This is a genomic window from Desulfoscipio sp. XC116 (assembly GCF_039851975.1).
Lineage (GTDB): Bacteria > Bacillota > Desulfotomaculia > Desulfotomaculales > Desulfallaceae > Sporotomaculum.
In genome coordinates, this window is the sequence record NZ_CP156660.1 from 3,364,129 (window position 1) to 3,383,206 (window position 19,078).

The following is a 19,078-nucleotide window of genomic DNA, read 5'->3' on the forward strand; positions in this document are numbered from 1 at the left end:
AACAAAATCAGAGCACCGAATTTAAGGTCAAGTCCTCGACCTATTAGTACCGGTCCGCTGCACACATTGCTGTGCTTGCACGCCCGGTCTATCTACCTGGTAGTCTGCCAGGGGTCTTACTCCATTAACTGGATGGGAAACCTTATCTAGAGGGGGGCTTCGCGCTTAGATGCCTTCAGCGCTTATCCCGGCCGGATTTGGGTACCCAGCGCTACCGCTGGCGCGATAACTGGTACGCCAGTGATCCGTCCATCCCGGTCCTCTCGTACTAGGGACAGCTCCTCGCAAGTTTCCTGCGCCTGCGACGGATAGGGACCGAACTGTCTCACGACGTTCTGAACCCAGCTCACGTACCGCTTTAATGGGCGAACAGCCCAACCCTTGGGACCTACTACAGCCCCAGGATGCGATGAGCCGACATCGAGGTGCCAAACCTCCCCGTCGATGTGGACTCTTGGGGGAGATAAGCCTGTTATCCCCGGGGTAGCTTTTATCCGTTGAGCGACGGCTCTTCCACGCGAATGCCGCCGGATCACTAAGCCCGACTTTCGTCCCAGCTCGACTTGTTGGTCTCGCTGTCAAGCTCCCTTTTGCCTTTACACTCTATCCGCGCGATTTCCAACCGCGCTGAGGGAACCTTTGGGCGCCTCCGTTACTTTTTGGGAGGCGACCGCCCCAGTCAAACTGCCCACCTGACACTGTCCATGGAGCCGATTCAGGCTCCGGTGTTAGAATTTCAATATCACAAGGGTGGTATCCCAACGGTGGCTCCGTTAAGACTGGCGCCCTAACTTCTCAGCCTCCCACCTATCCTGTACATGCAATACCAAAATCCAATGTCAAGCTGCAGTAAAGCTCCACGGGGTCTTTCTGTCCTGTCGCAGGTAGCCGGCATCTTTACCGGCATTACAAGTTCGCCGAGTCCCTCGTTGAGACAGCGCCCAAATCGTTACGCCTTTCGTGCGGGTCGGAACTTACCCGACAAGGAATTTCGCTACCTTAGGACCGTTATAGTTACGGCCGCCGTTTACTGGGGCTTCGGTTTAAAGCTTCGCTTGCGCTAACCTCTCCCCTTAACCTTCCAGCACCGGGCAGGCGTCAGCTCCTATACGTCATCTTGCGATTTAGCAGGAACCTGTGTTTTTGGTAAACAGTCGCTTGGGCCTTTTCTCTGCGACTCCTTCATGCTCTGACAGTTAATGTCTTTACACTAATGGAGTACCCCTTCTCCCGAAGTTACGGGGTCATTTTGCCGAGTTCCTTAACGAGGGTTTTCTCGCGCGCCTTAGGATTCTCACCCCACCTACCTGTGTCGGTTTGCGGTACGGGCACCTTAGAGCCTCGTTAGAGGTTTTTCTTGACAGTTTGGGTGCAGCCACTTCGCTACTTGTTTTCGCTCCCCGTCACTTCTCAGGCTTCTTGAACCGCGGTTTTGCCTGCGGTTCGCCCTACGAGCTTGGACGCGCTTTTCCATCCGCGCGCTTGGCTTGCCCTGCTGTGTCACCCCATCCTTATAACGGCTTTAAGGTGGTATCGGATTCTCCACCGATTGTCCATCGCCTACGCTTTTCAGCCTCGGCTTAGGGCCCGACTTACCCTGGGCGGACGAGCCTTCCCCAGGAATCCTTAGGTTTTCGGCGGGCAGGATTCTCACCTGCCTTTGCGCTTACTTATACCGGCATTCTCACTTCCCATCAGTCCACTACTCCTTACGGTATAGCTTCTATCCAATGGGAACGCTCCCCTACCAATTCATTGCTGAATTCCGCAGTTTCGGTACCGTGCTTGAGCCCCGTTACATTTTCGGCGCAAGGTCACTTGACCAGTGAGCTATTACGCACTCTTTAAATGGTGGCTGCTTCTGAGCCAACATCCTGGTTGTCCGGGCAACCTCACATCCTTTGCCACTTAGCACGATTTAGGGACCTTAACTGGCGGTCTGGGCTGTTTCCCTCTCGACTACGAATCTTAGCACCCGCAGTCTGACTCCTGTACTTTAATAGTCCGGCATTCGAAGTTTGATTGAGTTCGGTAACCGGTGAAGGCCCCTAGCCCATTCAGTGCTCTACCTCCGGCTATTTTGTACAAGGCTAGCCCTAAAGCTATTTCGGGGAGAACCAGCTATCTCCGGGTTCGATTGGCATTTCACCCCTACCCACACCTCATCCACCGCCTTTTCAACGACGGTTGGTTCGAGCCTTCACGAGATGTTACTCCCGCTTCACTCTGGACATGGGTAGATCACCCGGTTTCGGGTCTACTTCAGCGTACTATGACGCCCTTTTTAGACTTGCTTTCGCTGCGGTTTACGGCCTTGATCAGCCTTAACCTGGCACGCTAAAGGTAACTCGCCGGTCCGTTCTACAAAAAGTACGCCATTACACGTTAATTGTGCTTTGACTGGTTGTAAGCGTACGGTTTCAGGTTCTGTTTCACTCCCCTCCCGGGGTGCTTTTCACCTTTCCCTCACGGTACTTGTGCACTATCGGTCGCTAAGGGTAGTTAGCCTTGGAAGGTGGTCCTCCCTGATTCCCACGGGGTTTCTCGTGTCCCGCGGTACTTGGGATGCTCTCTGAATTGACTTGCCTTTTCGCCTACAGGGCTGTTACCTTCTGTGGCCCGCCGTTCCTGGCGGGTTCGGCTAAGGTTGTCAGTCCGTTGTGAGAGTCCCGCAACCCCTATTCCGCACGCGAAATAGGTTTAGGCTGGCCCCGGTTCGCTCGCCGCTACTTGGGGGTTCTCGGTTGATTTCTTCTCCTCCGGTTACTTAGATGTTTCAGTTCACCGGGTGCCCTTCTTATGTCTATGTGTTCAACATAAGATGTTACCTCGTTACTGGTAACGGGTTGCCCCATTCGGAGATCTACGGGTCTATGCCTGCTTGCGGCTCACCGTAGCTTTTCGCAGCTTACCACGTCCTTCATCGGCCCTTAGCGCCCAGGCATCCACCGTACGCTCTTTCTAGCTTGACCTTTTGGTCTTCGGCGTCTTGTGCTTTTTACCTGTGCTTTACTTATACTTGCTTGCTTTCGCTGTGCAGTTTTCAAGGAACATGGTGGGCCTGGGTGGACTCGAACCACCGACCTCACGCTTATCAGGCGTGCGCTCTAACCGGCTGAGCTACAAGCCCCAATTGAGGGGATTTAGTCCCTCAAAACCAAACAGTGCGTTTTATATAGATGTCCGACCTAGGATTTAGGTGGTGGGTTATGGCTATACCAGTAACCACCACATAATCTCCTTAGAAAGGAGGTGATCCAGCCGCACCTTCCGATACGGCTACCTTGTTACGACTTCACCCCAATTACCGACCCCACCTTCGACGGCTGTTCCCTTTACAGGTTAACTCACCGGCTTCGGGTGTTGCCAACTTTCGTGGTGTGACGGGCGGTGTGTACAAGGCCCGGGAACGTATTCACCGCAGTATGCTGACCTGCGATTACTAGCGATTCCGACTTCATGCAGGCGAGTTGCAGCCTGCAATCCGAACTGGGACCGGCTTTCTCGGGTTCGCTTCACCTCGCGGCTGCGCGTCCGTCTGTACCGGCCATTGTAGTACGTGTGTAGCCCAGATCATAAAGGGCATGATGATTTGACGTCATCCCCACCTTCCTCCGTTTTGTCAACGGCAGTCCCTTTAGAGTGCCCAACCTCACTTGATGGCAACTAAAGGTAGGGGTTGCGCTCGTTGCGGGACTTAACCCAACATCTCACGACACGAGCTGACGACAACCATGCACCACCTGTCTTCCTGTCTCCCGAAGAAGAAGACTGTGTTTCCACAGCTGGCAGGAGATGTCAAGACCTGGTAAGGTTCTTCGCGTTGCGTCGAATTAAACCACATACTCCACCGCTTGTGCGGGCCCCCGTCAATTCCTTTGAGTTTCAGCCTTGCGGCCGTACTCCCCAGGCGGGGTGCTTATTGCGTTAACTGCGGCACTGGAGGGGTCGATACCCCCAACACCTAGCACCCATCGTTTACGGCGTGGACTACCAGGGTATCTAATCCTGTTTGCTACCCACGCTTTCGCGCCTCAGCGTCAGTTACAGGCCAGGGAGCCGCTTTCGCCACTGGTGTTCCTCCCAATATCTACGCATTTCACCGCTACACTGGGAATTCCACTCCCCTCTTCTGCACTCAAGCCCGACAGTTTCAATCGACAGCTACCGGTTAAGCCGATAGGTTTCACGACTGACTTGCGCAAGCCGCCTACACGCCCTTTACGCCCAGTAATTCCGGACAACGCTCGCCCCCTACGTTTTACCGCGGCTGCTGGCACGTAGTTAGCCGGGGCTTCCTCCAAAGGTACCGTCATTTGTTTCTTCCCTTTGGACAGAGTTTTACAATCCGAAAACCTTCATCACTCACGCGGCGTTGCTCCGTCAGGCTTGCGCCCATTGCGGAAGATTCCCCACTGCTGCCTCCCGTAGGAGTCTGGACCGTGTCTCAGTTCCAGTGTGGCCGGTCGCCCTCTCAGGCCGGCTACCCATCGCGGCCTTGGTAGGCCGTTACCCTACCAACAAGCTAATGGGACGCGGACCCATCCTGTAGCGGTTTGCACCTTTCTTCATCCGGTTATGCAACCAGATGAACTTATCCGGTATTAGCACCGGTTTCCCGGCGTTATCCCAGGCTATGGGGCAGGTTATCCACGCGTTACTCACCCGTCCGCCACTTGGTTTAGCAAGAAGTAAACTCCTCGCTAAACCCCGTTCGACTTGCATGTGTTAAGCACGCCGCCAGCGTTCGTCCTGAGCCAGGATCAAACTCTCCATAAAAGTTTATGCTAAGCGGGTTTGGTCTGCTTTAGGCTGCCCAGCCTTATTGGGCTGGATGACTTTATAGCAGCTTGTGCCCGTTTGCTTTTTAAGTGAGTTTAATCTGCTCGTTTTATGATTTACTCGTTTATTCGTTTGCTAAAAACCGCTGCTGTTTGGCTTTGGCTTTTAGCTTCGTTTGACGAGGTTTGATTGGCCGCCGTCGCTTGGCTCGGTTATTAATAACCAACCACGTCCGGCGTCCGTTTCCATCTCTTTGCACTGTTTAGTTTTCAAGGATCACGCAGTGTCTTTCTTACACCGACAAAATAGATTATATCACTTTATGCCGAGCGGTGTCAATGGCAATTCCTAGTTTATTTAGTGGTTTATCTGCTATTTGCCAGCACTGCTCTGCGATTCCTTTTTTCGTCGCTATGATAACGGCGACATTTGATAATATAGCACATTTTTTTTTACTTGGCAATAGGTATTGTGTAGTTTTATTTTCCGGACAGCGCTTTTTATATACATTCGGCGCGGTTAGATCTGCAATACAGCTGTTGTGCTTCTTCCCCGGTCATTCAGCACATGAGTGGCGCAAAATATACGGGGATCAAAAGATCAAATTGTATGACCCGGAATACTAACCGGCTACTCGCTATTAGCCACAGGAGTACCCACCGTAGCATTTCCCACCGAACTAAGCCCTCCTAATTAATCCTCGGGAGAGAAATACTGCATCGGGGAGTGTCGCAAAACTACTTTCTTAGAGTAGTGAGCGACGCTCCCCTTTCCGGATACAGCCAATTATTTCGATAATAATCCGGTATCTTTACAAAAGGCTGCCGCACTATGAACTATTTAGTCCGTTGTGCAACAGCCCCTTCCGCCTTTATGCGAACGCTGTGTATAAAAAACATCCCGTATGCTATCCGTAATAACCTGTCGCCTCTCGCAAAAGCTGTGCTGGAGTTTACCTCCAAAAAAAAAAGAACGGCGGTTGTTCCGCCGAATTAATAGGGTATATAATTAACCCCCAGAGTATGGAGTGGGTTTAACAAAAAAGGTCATAGTTTCCTCCCCGAAGAAACTATGACCTGCGCAAATACCATACTTAACGGTAGCACATTCCTCTCCGCGGAAGGTTAATGCATACAAACTACCCGGGCAGGTTTCCTGACTTATGGATCATCACCTGTTTTCGCCTTCCCGGAAATATACATTCCGGTGGCTTATGAAAACGGCTTCCCATTTACAGTGGCCGGACCGTCCAGGAATTACACCTGGTTCCCTTTTACCCCTATTGCAAGGCACCCTGAGTATTATTCAATTAACTTGCTTTACAGGATTATATCAGTATTTATAGGTATTGTCCACAAAAAGTTATCAATCAGCCGACAAAATTACCTTATCATAAGGGATAACCGTTTTTCAAAAGCATCTCCATATATCGCTTAACAGTAAGAAGCCTTCCATCCACAAGGAAGGAAGGCTTCTATGTTATAAGCCCGTAATGACCTGCGCTACAACCACCATGAACATCTATGCGGCCCATAACAGCCTCTTAAGCTGCCACAAGCCATTTCGACACTCATATGATCTTTGCTCAACCACTATGGATACCTAATAAGCTTGCAGCAATCTCTCGACTACTACAAACCCAAACAATTAACATGCGGGTAAGATAATTGTTTTTTCGACATCCATAATAATCTTAACTCGATCGATAAACATCCCTTAGACTATATGATAATCAATATAGACTGCCATACAGCCTACCGGAACGTTATCAATCCGCCCGCCGGCTAATATCGAGCCGACCAGACCCGGTATTAACCTTTAGTCGACTGTTACAGAGCCTTTAAGTCCTGCAGCAATCTTGTCCCGGCCATTACGGACCTTACGCTAGTATTATGGCTGTTTTGTAAAAAAATATAGGTGGAATCTTGTACCATCAACTTATTCAGCATCGGGCACTCCGAGAACCCCAACTATTTACTGCAACCAGCCAATGACCTTACAGCTTGCTTTGGTAAAAATTTTTATATTCCTGCCTCAAATCCCTTTTTAAAATTTTACCGCTGGGGGTTTTAGGCAATTGTTTAATAAATATAACCCCTTTGGGTACTTTAAAGCCAGCCAGGTTTTTCTTGCACAAATCAATGATTTCCTCTTTTGCGATAGTCTCGCCTTCTTTAGGCACCACGATAGCGGTAACTCCTTCCACCCATATGTCATGGGATAGGCCCACCACCGCCACCTCAGATACGCGAGGATCTAAATATATGACTTCTTCAACTTCACGGGTGGGAACATTCTCACCCCCGGTTTTGATCATATCCTTCTTACGGTCGATAACCGACACAAAATTATCATCATCTAAAATACCGATATCACCACTATGGAACCAACCGTTGGCCAAAGTGGCATCTGTCTTTTCAGCCTCCTTCAAATAAAACAACATAGTATGTGGCCCCCGACCGCAAATCTCGCCGGGTACATTAGAAACTGCAATATGCCGGTGCTCGTCATCTTGAATACGGGTTTCCATATTTAAACCGCCCTGCCCTGCCGAACCGGCCTTAGACATTTGGTAGCGGGGTTTTAATACGGTATGATAGGGGCTTAGCTCCGTTTGCCCATAGTAGTTGTAAAAATCCCGGCAGTTGGGCAGTCTTCTCTGAATTTCTTTCAGCACTTCCACCGGCATTATGGAAGCGCCGTAATATCCTTTGGTAATGCTATCGAGGTTGTATTTTTCAAAATCGGGATGTCTAAGCAATCCGATCCATACGGTAGGTGGCGCAAAGAACATGGTTACTTTATAATTCTCAATATACTCCATTATTTGCCTGGGATCCGCTTGCAGCAAAAGTAGGTTGGTTGCCCCGAGCATAAGACAGGGGTTAAGGAAGCAATCCCGCTGAGCACAGTGAAAAATAGGCAATGCATTGAGGTTAACATCATCGGTATGATACTGCCCGTCAATAATACAGCCTGTATATTCCGCAATAAGTGATTGGTTGGTAAGTATAACCCCCTTGGGCAAAGTCTCTGTACCGCTTGTGTAAGTCATTTGCACCGGGTCCTCAATATTTAATTCTACATCAGGCTCACTGGCCGGGTATTGGCTGTACCAGCTATCATAATCGGCAAAACCAACGGGAGCGATCTCCCCTTTCCCCTGATTTGACCATATAAAAGTTTTGACAGCAGGCATATCGTCAATAACGTCCTTTACTAAATCATATAAAGCATCCTCTACAATAAAAACTTTACTTTCCGAGTGATTAATACAAAAGCTGATGTCTTTATCTCTTAACAGATAATTAACTGCCAAATAGATGCCCCCTGCTTTGGCGGTACCTAGCCAGGTGATTACGTGATGAATGGTATTATGCGCTAATATAGCCACCCGATCATACTTTTGCAATCCCAAATGCAGCAGGGCATTGGCAAACCGATTGCACTCTTCTTCCAGTTGGGTATAGGTTAGGGTTTTATCATTGAAGATCAAGGCCGGCTTATTGGGATAACGATAGGCACTGCGACAAACCATATCGGCAATTACCCAGCGATTAACCTTATTATAACGACTGCGGATGAAATCCAGGTTTTCCTTATTAATCACGTTAAACTTTTCTTTCTCCCGGTCAGTTAATAAAAACATAAATGGATCCCCCTCAATATGTGCAATATTTTATATATATGAAATTTTTAAAATATTCACCACGTAGAAACAAATTCAATCAGCGAATTGTTTTTTTAATACGTTTAGCCAACAAACGTCTTTGAACTTTGCCGGTTGTTCCTCTGGGCAGTTCACTGACAAACTTATATGCTCCGGGAATTTTAAAGTGTGCAAGCTTATCACTTTCTCTAAGAAAAACTTCAATATCCCCCGCGGTAAGAGATATATTATTACTCACAATAAATGCTGTGATTTCAATTCCCCGCCAGCTGTCCACCCCGACCACAGCCGCTTCCTGAATATCCGGATGTTCAATCAACACCTCTTCAATTTCCCGGGGATAAATATTATCCACTCCCCAAAAAATGCAATCATCATAACGGTCAACCAGCCACAAATAACCTTCCCTGTCAATGTACCCGATATCTCCTGTGTGGTACCAACCTCCATACAACACTCGGGCAGTCATTTCCGGCCGGTTATAGTATCCCTGCATCATGCCCGTGCCTCGAACAATAATCTCCCCCTTATGACCGGCTTCCACAATGTCCTCCGGCTGAGAGGGGTAAACATCATCCATGCGCACTACTCTAATATCGTGATTAATAAGCGGCTTACCGACCGATCCAAGCTTATCGGCTTGTTCATGGGGAAGCAGAACGGATATGACCGGTCCCATCTCAGTCATGCCGTAATAATGAATCATTTTAGTTTGCAGGGATTGCTGACACTGCACCGTTAAATCCGGAGGCATTGGGGCACCGCCGCTCATTAAAAGGCGAAACCACGGCAAGCGGCGCTGGCCGACCTGTTCCACAAGAGCTTTCCACCTGGACGGATCGGCATACATAACCGTAATTTTTTCTATCTCTAAAACTTGGAACACACTCTGAGTGCTGAAGGTTTTATGAATAATGTTGGCGGCACCCGCATGCACCCGCGGCATAAAAAAGCAATGCAGTTCGGCTGAGTGATACAGCGGTGCCACGGATAAACCACGGTCTTGATAAGTCAGCTGCTGAGTGGCGATCATGCACATACTGTGCTCGACAATATCCCGATGCCTGTGGATAACCCCTTTATGTTTGCCTGTTGTGCCGCTGGTATAGATTATAGAATACCAGTCATTTTCAAGCACCTGTGCTTGCGGGCGATAATCCGGCTGTTCCTGAAGCAGCTGATAATAAGGCACGGTATAATCCGGCGGCTGTTCATCCACATATATAAAATGTTCCACCGTTTTTATTTTGGCGCGAGCCTTAAGCACCCTTTCCCGCTCATCCGCGCCATAGACCAATGCCCGTGACTCGGCATCGTTTAAAATAAAAGCCAGTTCAGCGGGACTCAACTGACAGTTAATGGGATTTGCAACCGCACCCACTCTGGCTGTCGCAAATAGAGTACTTACCAATTCGCCGGTATTGCCTAAAAACGTCGATACCCGGTCCCCCTTAGCAATGCCCAGCTTCAACAGACCGTTGGCCATACGATTAACCTGATCGTTCCATTCCCGATAAGTAAACCGCTGGTACTTAGCCGGATAAATTAAAGCCGGCCGATCCGGGTATTTTGCTGCAGACAACTCCAGAATGCTGCTAATAGTTAACATTGGTGACAGTTACACAGCCCACACCTGGATTCCGATCCGAGTGCCCGGCGTGCCCTCCTGCAAAAACAGTCTTATATGTCATAGAAAATAATACGCCCCTTTTTATTTTTTAACTATGCATCATACGCATCGCTGCCGCATCTGATCTTTAAATATTAAGCAGTAACTAATCAATAGCAAATTGCGCAAACAGTAAGTCAAGTACAAAAAGACTATAAATTGCTAATATTTTAATTAGCAAAACTTTAGCCATTAGAATAACTAACGTTAAAGCCTTACTTTTCAGTTAGTAAATATTGATTGATCATCATATGAGCCTTTGTCAACAATTAATTGCATCACTTTCGCATCAATACACATCGCATCACTTAAACAAAGCTCTAACGCACAGTTTATCTTGTAATCGGCTTAATGTTATACTTCTTCATTTTTCTAACTACCGTGGATTGATTTATACCCAGTGTCTCCGCCACTTTTCGCGTACTTTGCAATCTCTGGTACAACTCCTCAAGCAATTCCTTTTCGGTGCCCAATCCAACACCCAGGGTTTGCCTATCGTGGCTTGGTTTCAGAAATGCGGTGGGTAAACTTTTGGCATCAATTATGTCCGATGCGTTTATTACCATAAGCCGCTCAATGAGATTCTCGAGTTCGCGCACATTGCCGGGCCAGAAATAGCGCGTTAAATATTCCATTGCATCGGGAGAGATGCTCTTATTGAAATGATATTTTTCATTAAACTTTCTTAAAAAATGAATTATCAGCGCGGGTATATCGCCCTGCCGCTCACGCAGCGGCGGTATATTAATGGGCACTACATTAAGACGATAATACAGATCTTCACGAAACCGGCCTTTTTTCAACATTTCAACCAGATTCTTATTAGTAGCCGCAATCAAGCGAATATCCACAGATATGGGTTTTACACCGCCCAGCCTGCTAACCTCGCGCTCTTGAATCACATTTAGCAATTTGACCTGCAGCGCCAGGGGCAACTCGGCAATCTCATCAAGAAACAATGTGCCTTTATGGGCCAATTCCATCATACCGGGTTTACCCTCCCGCTTGGCCCCGGTAAAAGCGCCGGATTCATAGCCAAACAGCTCGGATTCTAAAAGGTTCTCAGGGATAGCTCCGCAATTAATTCTGATAAATGGTTCACCGGCCCGCTTGCTGGCCTTGTGAATCAGCCTGGTAACCACATCTTTGCCCACCCCGGACTCACCCGTGATTAAGATAGTGGAATCCACCCGGGCAACCCTAACCGCCAAATCAAGCACATTGCGCATCGCCTGACTCTCACATACTATGGTGTGACCCAGGTATTTAGTCTTTAATGTCTCCAGCTCCAAATGGTATACTTCCGATAGTTCCTGACTGGCCTGTACCTGGCGGCGCAAGTTATTTAACTCGGTAATGTCCCTACAGTTAATAGCCAGTGAAGTTATGTTTGAATCATCAATACGGCATACCGGGTTTGCCGTGAGCAGCAATTCCCGCCCGTCCGTCAAACGGTGCGCCAGCGTAACGGGCTTATTCTGTTCTACAGCCTGCTTGCTTAGATTATTTATTATACTTTCAATTTGCAAACCCATTTTTGCAAAGGCCTGATTCTGCTTGATAATATTTCCGTTTTTATCCACCACAATGATACCGTCAAAAGATGAATTGACAATAGCATCCAATTCCTCATATAATTCCGTTGTTTCACTAAGCTCACGGGATACCGAGGTCAGCTCCGATATATCCTGCAATACAGCCACCGCTCCCACAACTGACGGCCCTGATAATATGGGCGTCCGGTTGGCTACCACCAACCGGTCATTAATGCGCATTTTAGGACTAAACTGCGGCTTCCCAGCCTTTAACACCTCTAAAATCTGAGCATCAAAATTAAACTCCCTAATATTTTTACCCAGCACAACATCCGACTTAATGCCTGTCAGACGCTCGGCTGCCTTATTATAGACTGCAATTATACCGTCGTGGTCTATAGCATAAATACCATTGGGAGCCGAATCCAGTATGGCGTTCAACCAGTTAATCGTTTCCAGCATCTTATGCTCAAAAGCTTGCACAATGTTGGTTCTGGTCATCATAGCCACCAGTTTGCCTTGATTATCCAGCACCGGCAGCCTGCCCACCCGTTTTTTTTGGGCAATCCGCCAAGCCTCATCCGCCAGACTGTCCGCATTAATAGTATATACTTTTTCTTTCATCAGCAGTTTCACCGGTGTCGCAAGATCATAACCGCCAACCAGAGCCCGGTATAAATGGGTTTTGGTAAAAATGCCTTTTACACCGCCTTTTTCATCAACCACCGGTGCCCCATCTATGGAATGTCCGATAAACATTTCAGCGGCCTGTTTTATAGTTGAGTTCTCTTGTAAAGTAATTACATTATGGGTCATAAATTGCGACACTCGCACTTAACCACATCCCCGTTGAAAAGATAGCAGTAATATTTATATATTAGTCATCGTTTACCGATACCCTTTATTGAGCCTGATCTACAATTCCGGTTTCCATAGCTAATAGGATAATAAGAACTGATTAGTTTTATTAAGCAAAAGCAATTATACCTCTCGCACAAAACGCACGAAATCGGGTGGTTGACATTTGAGCATAAAACCAGTATTATAAACTTTGCATTGATCAGTTTGCCGACGTGGCTCAGAGGTAGAGCAGCGCACTCGTAATGCGCAGGTCGTCGGTTCAAATCCGACCGTCGGCTCCAGAAAAACAGATAAATTCCGATAGGAAATTTGTCTGTTTATTTTTTACTTCTCTACAAGTTATAATGGAAGTAAGATAATTGATGTAACATAATAGGAAAACAAAAATTTGAATGGGATGCTCTCTGGAGATACCTATGTCAAAAGTAAATAACGGGCTTACAGCTTGGGAAACCAACGCGGCATTTTGGGATGAGCGCATGGGGGATGAATCCAACGATTTCCATCGTGACCTGGTTAGGCCGCATACGGAAGAATTGCTTGATATTCGTCAAGGAGATTTGGTATTGGATATTGCCTGCGGAAACGGTAATTTTTCCCAAAGGCTTGCTGAATGCGGAACGCGGGTGATCGCCTTTGATTATAGCGCCAAAATGATTGAGCTGGCGAAAAAACGTCGGGCAAATGTACTGGATAAAGTGGATTTCCATGTATGCGATGCAACAAATTATGATGAATTTCTGACACTCAAACAAGATGAGCCTTTCGATAAAGCCGTCGCAAACATGGCTATTATGGATATCTCAGATATTGAGCCTCTGTTTAAAGCAGTATCTTTGATGATGAGAACTGGCGGCATATTTGTTTTTGCAACACATCACCCCTGCTTTACCTATCCAAGTGATGATTACTTCACAAGTCAAATCCATCAGGGAGAGGCAATTGTAGGGCAACCCGTCTTGCAGAATTATTACCATCGTCCAATTCAGCAAATACTGAACACCGCATTTCGACACGATTTTGTTCTTAGTGGATTTTACGAGATTCCTTTTCCAGAGCAAAAAACACCGATTATCATGATTGTAAGGCTGGATAAAAAATAAATATCCCGCGAAGCAGGCTGATTTCCATTTGCTGACTCGATGTCGTGTGACGCTTACTTAACACAGAAATTTATGATGTGATTGTAATATCGGGAAATCCGAATAATTATGTAAGTCGCGGTTTTAGGAGTTGCAAAAAGTACAATATCTGTCCTGGAAATGGGACATATCCGGCGGCAATGATGGTAAAAGAACTCAAACCAGATGTCTTGGACGGAAGAAAATGGGTTTATTATCAAAGTCCTGTATCTGAGATAGATGAACAAGAAGCTGGACGCTTTGATGAAGGTTTGGAAAGCCTGGAGAAAAAATACCAGCCAAGTCAGGAAGAATTTTATATTCACAGCCGTTCTATTATACAGTGAGTTTTCTTTAGTGGTATAAGGATGAGCTACAACTTCCGATTTATTGTTCGGTCGGTGGCGAGTTTCCTTAGGCATTGCCCCCGCTTTTTTTGTTTTAACAGGAAAAACAAAACCCGGCACATTGCCGGGTGCTTATCGGACTACTTCTTCCTCTTGTTTATCCTGAACATCAAGCCGTTTTTCAATTAGTTTAACATTATCCCAAATGGCATCAAGATGGGTAAATATTTTCTTGTGCGTTGCACGGTTGATAGCCCTTAAATCGTTGACGGCGACCTCAATGGCAGTTTGGCCTTTTTTTAATTCCTGCTGGCCGGTTTCAAGGGCGACAAGGCGCTTATTGGTTTCGCGCTGACCGGTTTCAAGGGCGACAAGGCGCTTATTGGTTTCGCGCTGACCGGTTTCAAGGGCGACAAGACGCTCATTGGTTTCGTGCTGACCGGTTTCAAGGGCGACAAGGCGCTCATTGGTTTCGTGCTGGCCCTGCTCTACACGCTTAAGCCGTTCATTTATTGGCTTTAATTCCTCTTGAATAACGGCACGCATCATATTGACCAGTTCAATGTTATCCGGCATGATTACCCTCCCCTCTGCATAATATCAATTCGGCTCTTGCGGTGGATCTCCTGCCCTTGGAAAGAGAATAAATTATGTTTAAGTCATAAGTCCATCTCCTGGACTAAAGAGGGGGTCCTACCCCTCTTATTCTTATATTGCAATGTTTCGACGCCTCGGGACCGAAACATTGCAGGTATTCTCCCTCATTCTCCCTTGATAGAGGTAGGACAAAATGTACTATCCCAGAACAGGCTTTAAGCCTTGGTATATAAGAGTTTTTGGTGAAAACTAGGATGAACCCCCCGGGGAGCTTATGCTTCTTGGCCGCTGATAGATAATGAACACACTCATTATGTCGAATGTACTTGTAAGAATGTATTGACAGGAAATATAAGATACTTTAGAATTAAGTAAACCAATAGTTTACTTAATAACACACAGGTGAAATGAAAGCGGTGGATCTTTTGGGAATCAATGAGCGCAAGGAAAAAGAAAAAGAAATCCGCAGAAAGGATATTATTGATGCTGCGGAAAGAATCTTTTTTACTAAAGGATATGATAATGCCACGATGAATGATGTGGCAAAAGAGGCGGAGTTCAGCAAGAGAACGGTATATGTCTATTTCAGTAGCAAGGAGCAGATCTATTTTGAAATTATGATCAGGGGATATAAGCTGTTAATCGGTATGCTGAAGGATGATTTACAAAAGGAAAAAGCCTGTAATGCGATAGAGGAAATAAGACAGATTGCTTTGACACTCTACCGGTTCAGCAAGGATTATCCGGAATATTTTAAAGCAATTATGGAATATGAAAATGGTGAACTTGATTTTCAAAAAAGGGTTCCGGATCAATCAAGAGAGGAGTGCTATGCCCTTGGGGAGGAGATACTGGGGCATTTGATCAATGTGTTGGAAAAAGGCATGAAAGATGATTCCATCCGCAGTGATTTGGATGTTGTAAAAACAGCTCTTGTTTTATGGGCCTGTATGATAGGTGTGTTTAATATCGCAAAGAGAAAAGCAAATTATATTAAAAACTATCACATGACAACACCTGAGGAACTGGAATCAGCAGCTTTTCAACTTATCATCAGATCAATACAAACTGAAAATAGGGGAAATGAAAGATGAGCAAGAGGACGGTGAAAAAAACTATGATCATTATTCTTTCAAGCATTGGCACTGTATTAATCATAGCTTTGGCATCCCTATTGATCATAAGCGGGATTTTTGAGTCGGCAAAGTATTTGGAACCCTGGCAAAAAACTTATTCGCAAAAATTTGATGATCCAAGGATCCAACTCATGGCTCACGGGCTGTTAGCTGCAAACGGCCATAACATGCAACCCTGGAAAATCCGGCTCGCCAAGGATGATCACATGGTATTTTACTTATACGCCGATAGTGACCGCCTAACAAATGAGGCAGACCCATTCGCTCGGCAAATGATGATTACGCAAGGTGCATTTTTGGAGTATGTCAAAATCGCTGGAGATGAACTAGGATACAAAGCTGCAGTGGAATTATTTCCAAATGGCGGCTATGATGAACAAAAACTGCAGGCAAGCATGAAAACCAAACCGGTGGCCAAAATCAGGCTTACGAAAGACAAACCTCAAAACAGCCCTCTCTATGATCCCCTGTTCTTGCCTGATACTAACAGAGCGGCATATCAGTCAAACAAGTTAACTTCTGAACAGATAGATCAACTGGAAACCATAAATACTGATGTCAATATGTCGATAAACATTTTTCAGGACAAAGAAAACATAGAAAGACTGGGAAGTTATGCAATGAAGAGCGCCAGCATCGAAGCTGGCGTGAATCGAGTGATGCAGGAAACAGATACTATTTTTCGCGCCAACGAGTACCAAAAAAACAAATATCGTTACGGTTTTTCTGTCGAGGGACAGGGTACTTCAGGCATCATGCAGCATGTCTTGCAGGGCTTGGTCACGGTTCTTCCTTCGCTGAACAGCGGGAAAGCGGCATCGGATATGTTTATTCAGTCTACCCGGACATCAGTGGTCAATACACCGGCCTATGCCATGATTATAACGAATGATAATAATCGTTCAAGCCAGGTTGAAAGCGGTATGCTTTACAGCAGATTGATACTGACAGCGCATCGTTTGGGTTTAGTTATGCAGCCCCTTAGCCAGGTTTTGGAAGAATACCCCGAAATGAAAGAGCCATACACCAGCATTCACCGCGACTACGCTTCAAATGGAGCTACCATTCAAATGCTCGTTCGTTTGGGGAAGCCCACAAAAGAAGTCCCACAGAGCATGCGACGTGATGTGATGGATTTGATAATCAGAGAATAAAAATCAAGAAATAAGTCTTACCGCCAAAGAACTACCACGCCTTGACGGCATCATTTTTGACGCTATAAGACATATCGAAACGTGTGCGCTGATAACGAAGAAATAAGTAGTGCAGAATTTAGAAACTACACCTCAATGCCAATAATCTTCATCAGTGCCAGTGCATTGGTCGATCTGGAAACTCCGGGCTTGAGGCGGTAATCAAAAGTAATCTCCCGGCCATTTATCTTATCTGTAAAATGATAATTCCGTATTAAAGGCGTCTCATTTTCCAGGCTGCTTAGTTCCAGGTCGTGGGTAGATACCAATCCAATAGCTCCCAGTTCATACAAAGTTTTTATAACTGCCCGGGCACCCAATATTCTGTCCCTGGAATTAGTTCCTTTAAAAATCTCATCAATCAGGAAAATTATTGGCTTACCGGATCCGGCAGCTTCCACTATCAGCTTGATTCTTTGCAGTTCCGCATAAAAAGTAGAAATGTTTTTTTCCAGATTATCATTGATATGAATGCTTGAATAAACATCCGTCAGGGCACATCTGAACCGCCCGGCACATACGGGAGCCCCGGCATAGGCCAGCACCAGATTAATTCCCAATGTTCTAAGCAGAGTGCTTTTGCCGGACATATTGGAACCGGTAATGATTAAAACCATGCCGGGCTCGGACAGTTCAACGTCGTTACACACGCGCATCTCATCTTTAATTAAAGGATGTCCCAGCGCAACAGCCTGAAGTGCAGGCTTAGATTCAATTATTTCAGGCATCGTCCAATCCGGGTGGTCATGGGCCAGGCCGGCCAGACTGGATAATGCTTCGAACTCGGCAGCCACCTCGATCCAGGCCCTTAGTGAACGACCCGAGCTGTTTCTCCATTTTTCCAGCTTAATCAGCGTTTGCAAGTCCCACAAAACACCGATATTGACAATGGGATGCAGACTGGAATTGCGCATACCGATTCTGTCGACTATTTTAAAAAGCTGTTTAATCTGCCGGGATGGGGCATCACCGCCCCCGACCAGCTTTCTTTTTAAACTCTTCAGCAGTGGCCCCGTAAAATTCTCCGGTTCAATACAGGCCAAAAGGGCCGAGTAACGTTTTATCTCATTTGCAGCATTACCGGTTTTAACAAAGATCTGATGGGCGGCTTTTTCTGTTAAGACCACTATGACTATTTGAAGCGCAAGGGGGAAAGCCCAAATATACCTCGGCAAATAATGAAAGTACCCGAGAACGGCCAGAACCAAAGTTATAACCGGACAGAGCAGAAGTAGTGCTGTATATTTATTAATGAGCCATAGCGTCCCTTCCGCCCAGGACAGCAGTCTTTCCATATCAGCGTTTTTTTTGATACCACCAGCCATGCCTGTTGCCTGAAAATGCTGACGCCAATCCAGGCGCGGCCTTAATTCTTCGATGGCCTGCTGGCGATATTCAATTTCTTTTAAACCGGTTGAAGCACACAGCAATTGAGCCAACCTGTTTTCACCGGCAAAAAAGGTGGCAGCATTTAGATACTGGAACAATGATCCCCGTCCGAATATATTTAAGTCAGCTGAATACCGATGTTCAGCGTTTATAAAACGCTCCCCGGTATTTGAAAAATCGACCCATTTGCCCTCCAGGCGCCGCATGGCATTAACATTAATTTGCACCAGCAATTCCAGGTATTTAATGCGTGCCTTAATTCGATTATGCTTAACTATCATCACAATAAAGGCTAAAGCCAGCAAACCCGTGCAAAGCAGGTAAACAGGCCTAGCTGATAACAAAGAGTAAGCCATGGAACAAGCTACCGCGGCTAAAAAAACCAGCGGGCGCAGGAAAACAAATAAGTTGCTTTGCTTTGTCACAACGGATAGTTCCTCTAAAAAACCAGCTTTTTTAACTTGGTAGATCTCGTAAATGGATTCATTCAAATTTATCACCATTATTTCAAAGTTTTGTGCGATTTATCAAATTTCAAAAGGGAGTGCCGCGAAACTATTTTCTTAAAGCAGTGAGCAACGCTCCTTTTCCTTTATAAATTAAATTCAGTGAATTATTTCGATAATAGGCTGATATCTTTATAAAAAGCTGCTGTACTACGAATTATTAGCTCTTGGGCAACAGCCACTTCCTATTTTACCCCAGGTGGAGCAGAACCCCCATCTGAAGCCCCGATGTTCAACTTTAGCCGAACGAATTCACTCTTTATTTTAACACT

Annotated in this window: 8 protein-coding genes, 2 tRNA genes, 2 rRNA genes, 1 pseudogene and 1 riboswitch; of the genes and pseudogenes, 5 read left to right on the forward strand and 8 right to left on the reverse strand. The window is 46.2% G+C overall.

Features of this window, described 5'->3' with window-relative positions:
- Positions 1-23 precede the first annotated feature (23 nt).
- From ABDB91_RS16005 to ABDB91_RS16030, 6 genes are all read right to left on the reverse strand, one after another.
- A 23S ribosomal RNA gene (locus ABDB91_RS16005) occupies positions 24-2,972 on the reverse strand.
- Positions 2,973-3,053: 81 nt separating this feature from the next.
- Positions 3,054-3,130 (reverse strand) — tRNA-Ile (locus tag ABDB91_RS16010).
- Positions 3,131-3,245: 115 nt separating this feature from the next.
- A 16S ribosomal RNA gene (locus ABDB91_RS16015) occupies positions 3,246-4,779 on the reverse strand.
- The 16S and 23S rRNA genes sit together here with 1 tRNA gene alongside, the layout of an rRNA operon.
- A gap of 1,130 nt (positions 4,780-5,909) precedes the next feature.
- A riboswitch (cobalamin riboswitch) is annotated at positions 5,910-6,094 on the reverse strand.
- A gap of 684 nt (positions 6,095-6,778) precedes the next feature.
- A complete protein-coding gene (locus ABDB91_RS16020; RefSeq protein ID WP_347488686.1) occupies positions 6,779-8,431 on the reverse strand; it encodes a fatty acyl-CoA synthetase in 1,653 nt (550 codons plus the stop codon).
- A 79-nt stretch (positions 8,432-8,510) separates the two neighbouring features.
- Complete coding sequence (locus tag ABDB91_RS16025) at positions 8,511-10,061, reverse strand: long-chain-fatty-acid--CoA ligase (protein WP_347488687.1); 1,551 nt, start codon at positions 10,059-10,061, stop codon at positions 8,511-8,513.
- 392 nt (positions 10,062-10,453) lie between these two features.
- The gene (locus ABDB91_RS16030; RefSeq protein ID WP_347488688.1) at positions 10,454-12,490 is read right to left on the reverse strand and encodes a sigma 54-interacting transcriptional regulator; all 2,037 of its coding nucleotides are present in this window, start codon (positions 12,488-12,490) and stop codon (positions 10,454-10,456) included.
- Between the two features lie 233 nt (positions 12,491-12,723).
- On the opposite strand from ABDB91_RS16030, the gene ABDB91_RS16035 reads away from it, so the two are divergent.
- The 3 genes and pseudogenes from ABDB91_RS16035 to ABDB91_RS16045 form a co-directional block, all read left to right on the forward strand.
- Positions 12,724-12,798, forward strand: a tRNA-Thr gene (locus tag ABDB91_RS16035).
- A gap of 135 nt (positions 12,799-12,933) precedes the next feature.
- Positions 12,934-13,620, forward strand: coding sequence for a class I SAM-dependent methyltransferase (locus tag ABDB91_RS16040; protein ID WP_347488689.1), 687 nt, complete (start codon positions 12,934-12,936; stop codon positions 13,618-13,620).
- A 71-nt stretch (positions 13,621-13,691) separates the two neighbouring features.
- Positions 13,692-13,985 (forward strand): annotated as a pseudogene (locus ABDB91_RS16045) (N-acetyltransferase); the annotation flags it as partial.
- A gap of 132 nt (positions 13,986-14,117) precedes the next feature.
- Here the strand turns inward: ABDB91_RS16045 and ABDB91_RS16050 are convergent.
- Positions 14,118-14,561, reverse strand: a complete 444-nt coding sequence (locus ABDB91_RS16050) for a hypothetical protein (RefSeq protein WP_347488690.1) — start codon at positions 14,559-14,561, stop codon at positions 14,118-14,120.
- 437 nt (positions 14,562-14,998) lie between these two features.
- Between ABDB91_RS16050 and ABDB91_RS16055 the strand changes: the two genes are divergently transcribed.
- A complete protein-coding gene (locus tag ABDB91_RS16055; protein ID WP_347488691.1) occupies positions 14,999-15,676 on the forward strand; it encodes a TetR/AcrR family transcriptional regulator in 678 nt (225 codons plus the stop codon).
- Positions 15,673-16,872 (forward strand): hypothetical protein, encoded by a 1,200-nt coding sequence (locus ABDB91_RS16060; RefSeq protein WP_347488692.1) that lies wholly within the window; start codon positions 15,673-15,675, stop codon positions 16,870-16,872. Before ABDB91_RS16055 ends, ABDB91_RS16060 begins: the two co-directional genes overlap by 4 nt.
- Positions 16,873-16,997: 125 nt before the next feature.
- Here the strand turns inward: ABDB91_RS16060 and ABDB91_RS16065 are convergent, their stop codons facing one another.
- Positions 16,998-18,791, reverse strand: coding sequence for a DNA mismatch repair protein MutS (locus ABDB91_RS16065; protein ID WP_347488693.1), 1,794 nt, complete (start codon positions 18,789-18,791; stop codon positions 16,998-17,000).
- Between the last annotated feature and the right edge of the window lie 287 nt (positions 18,792-19,078).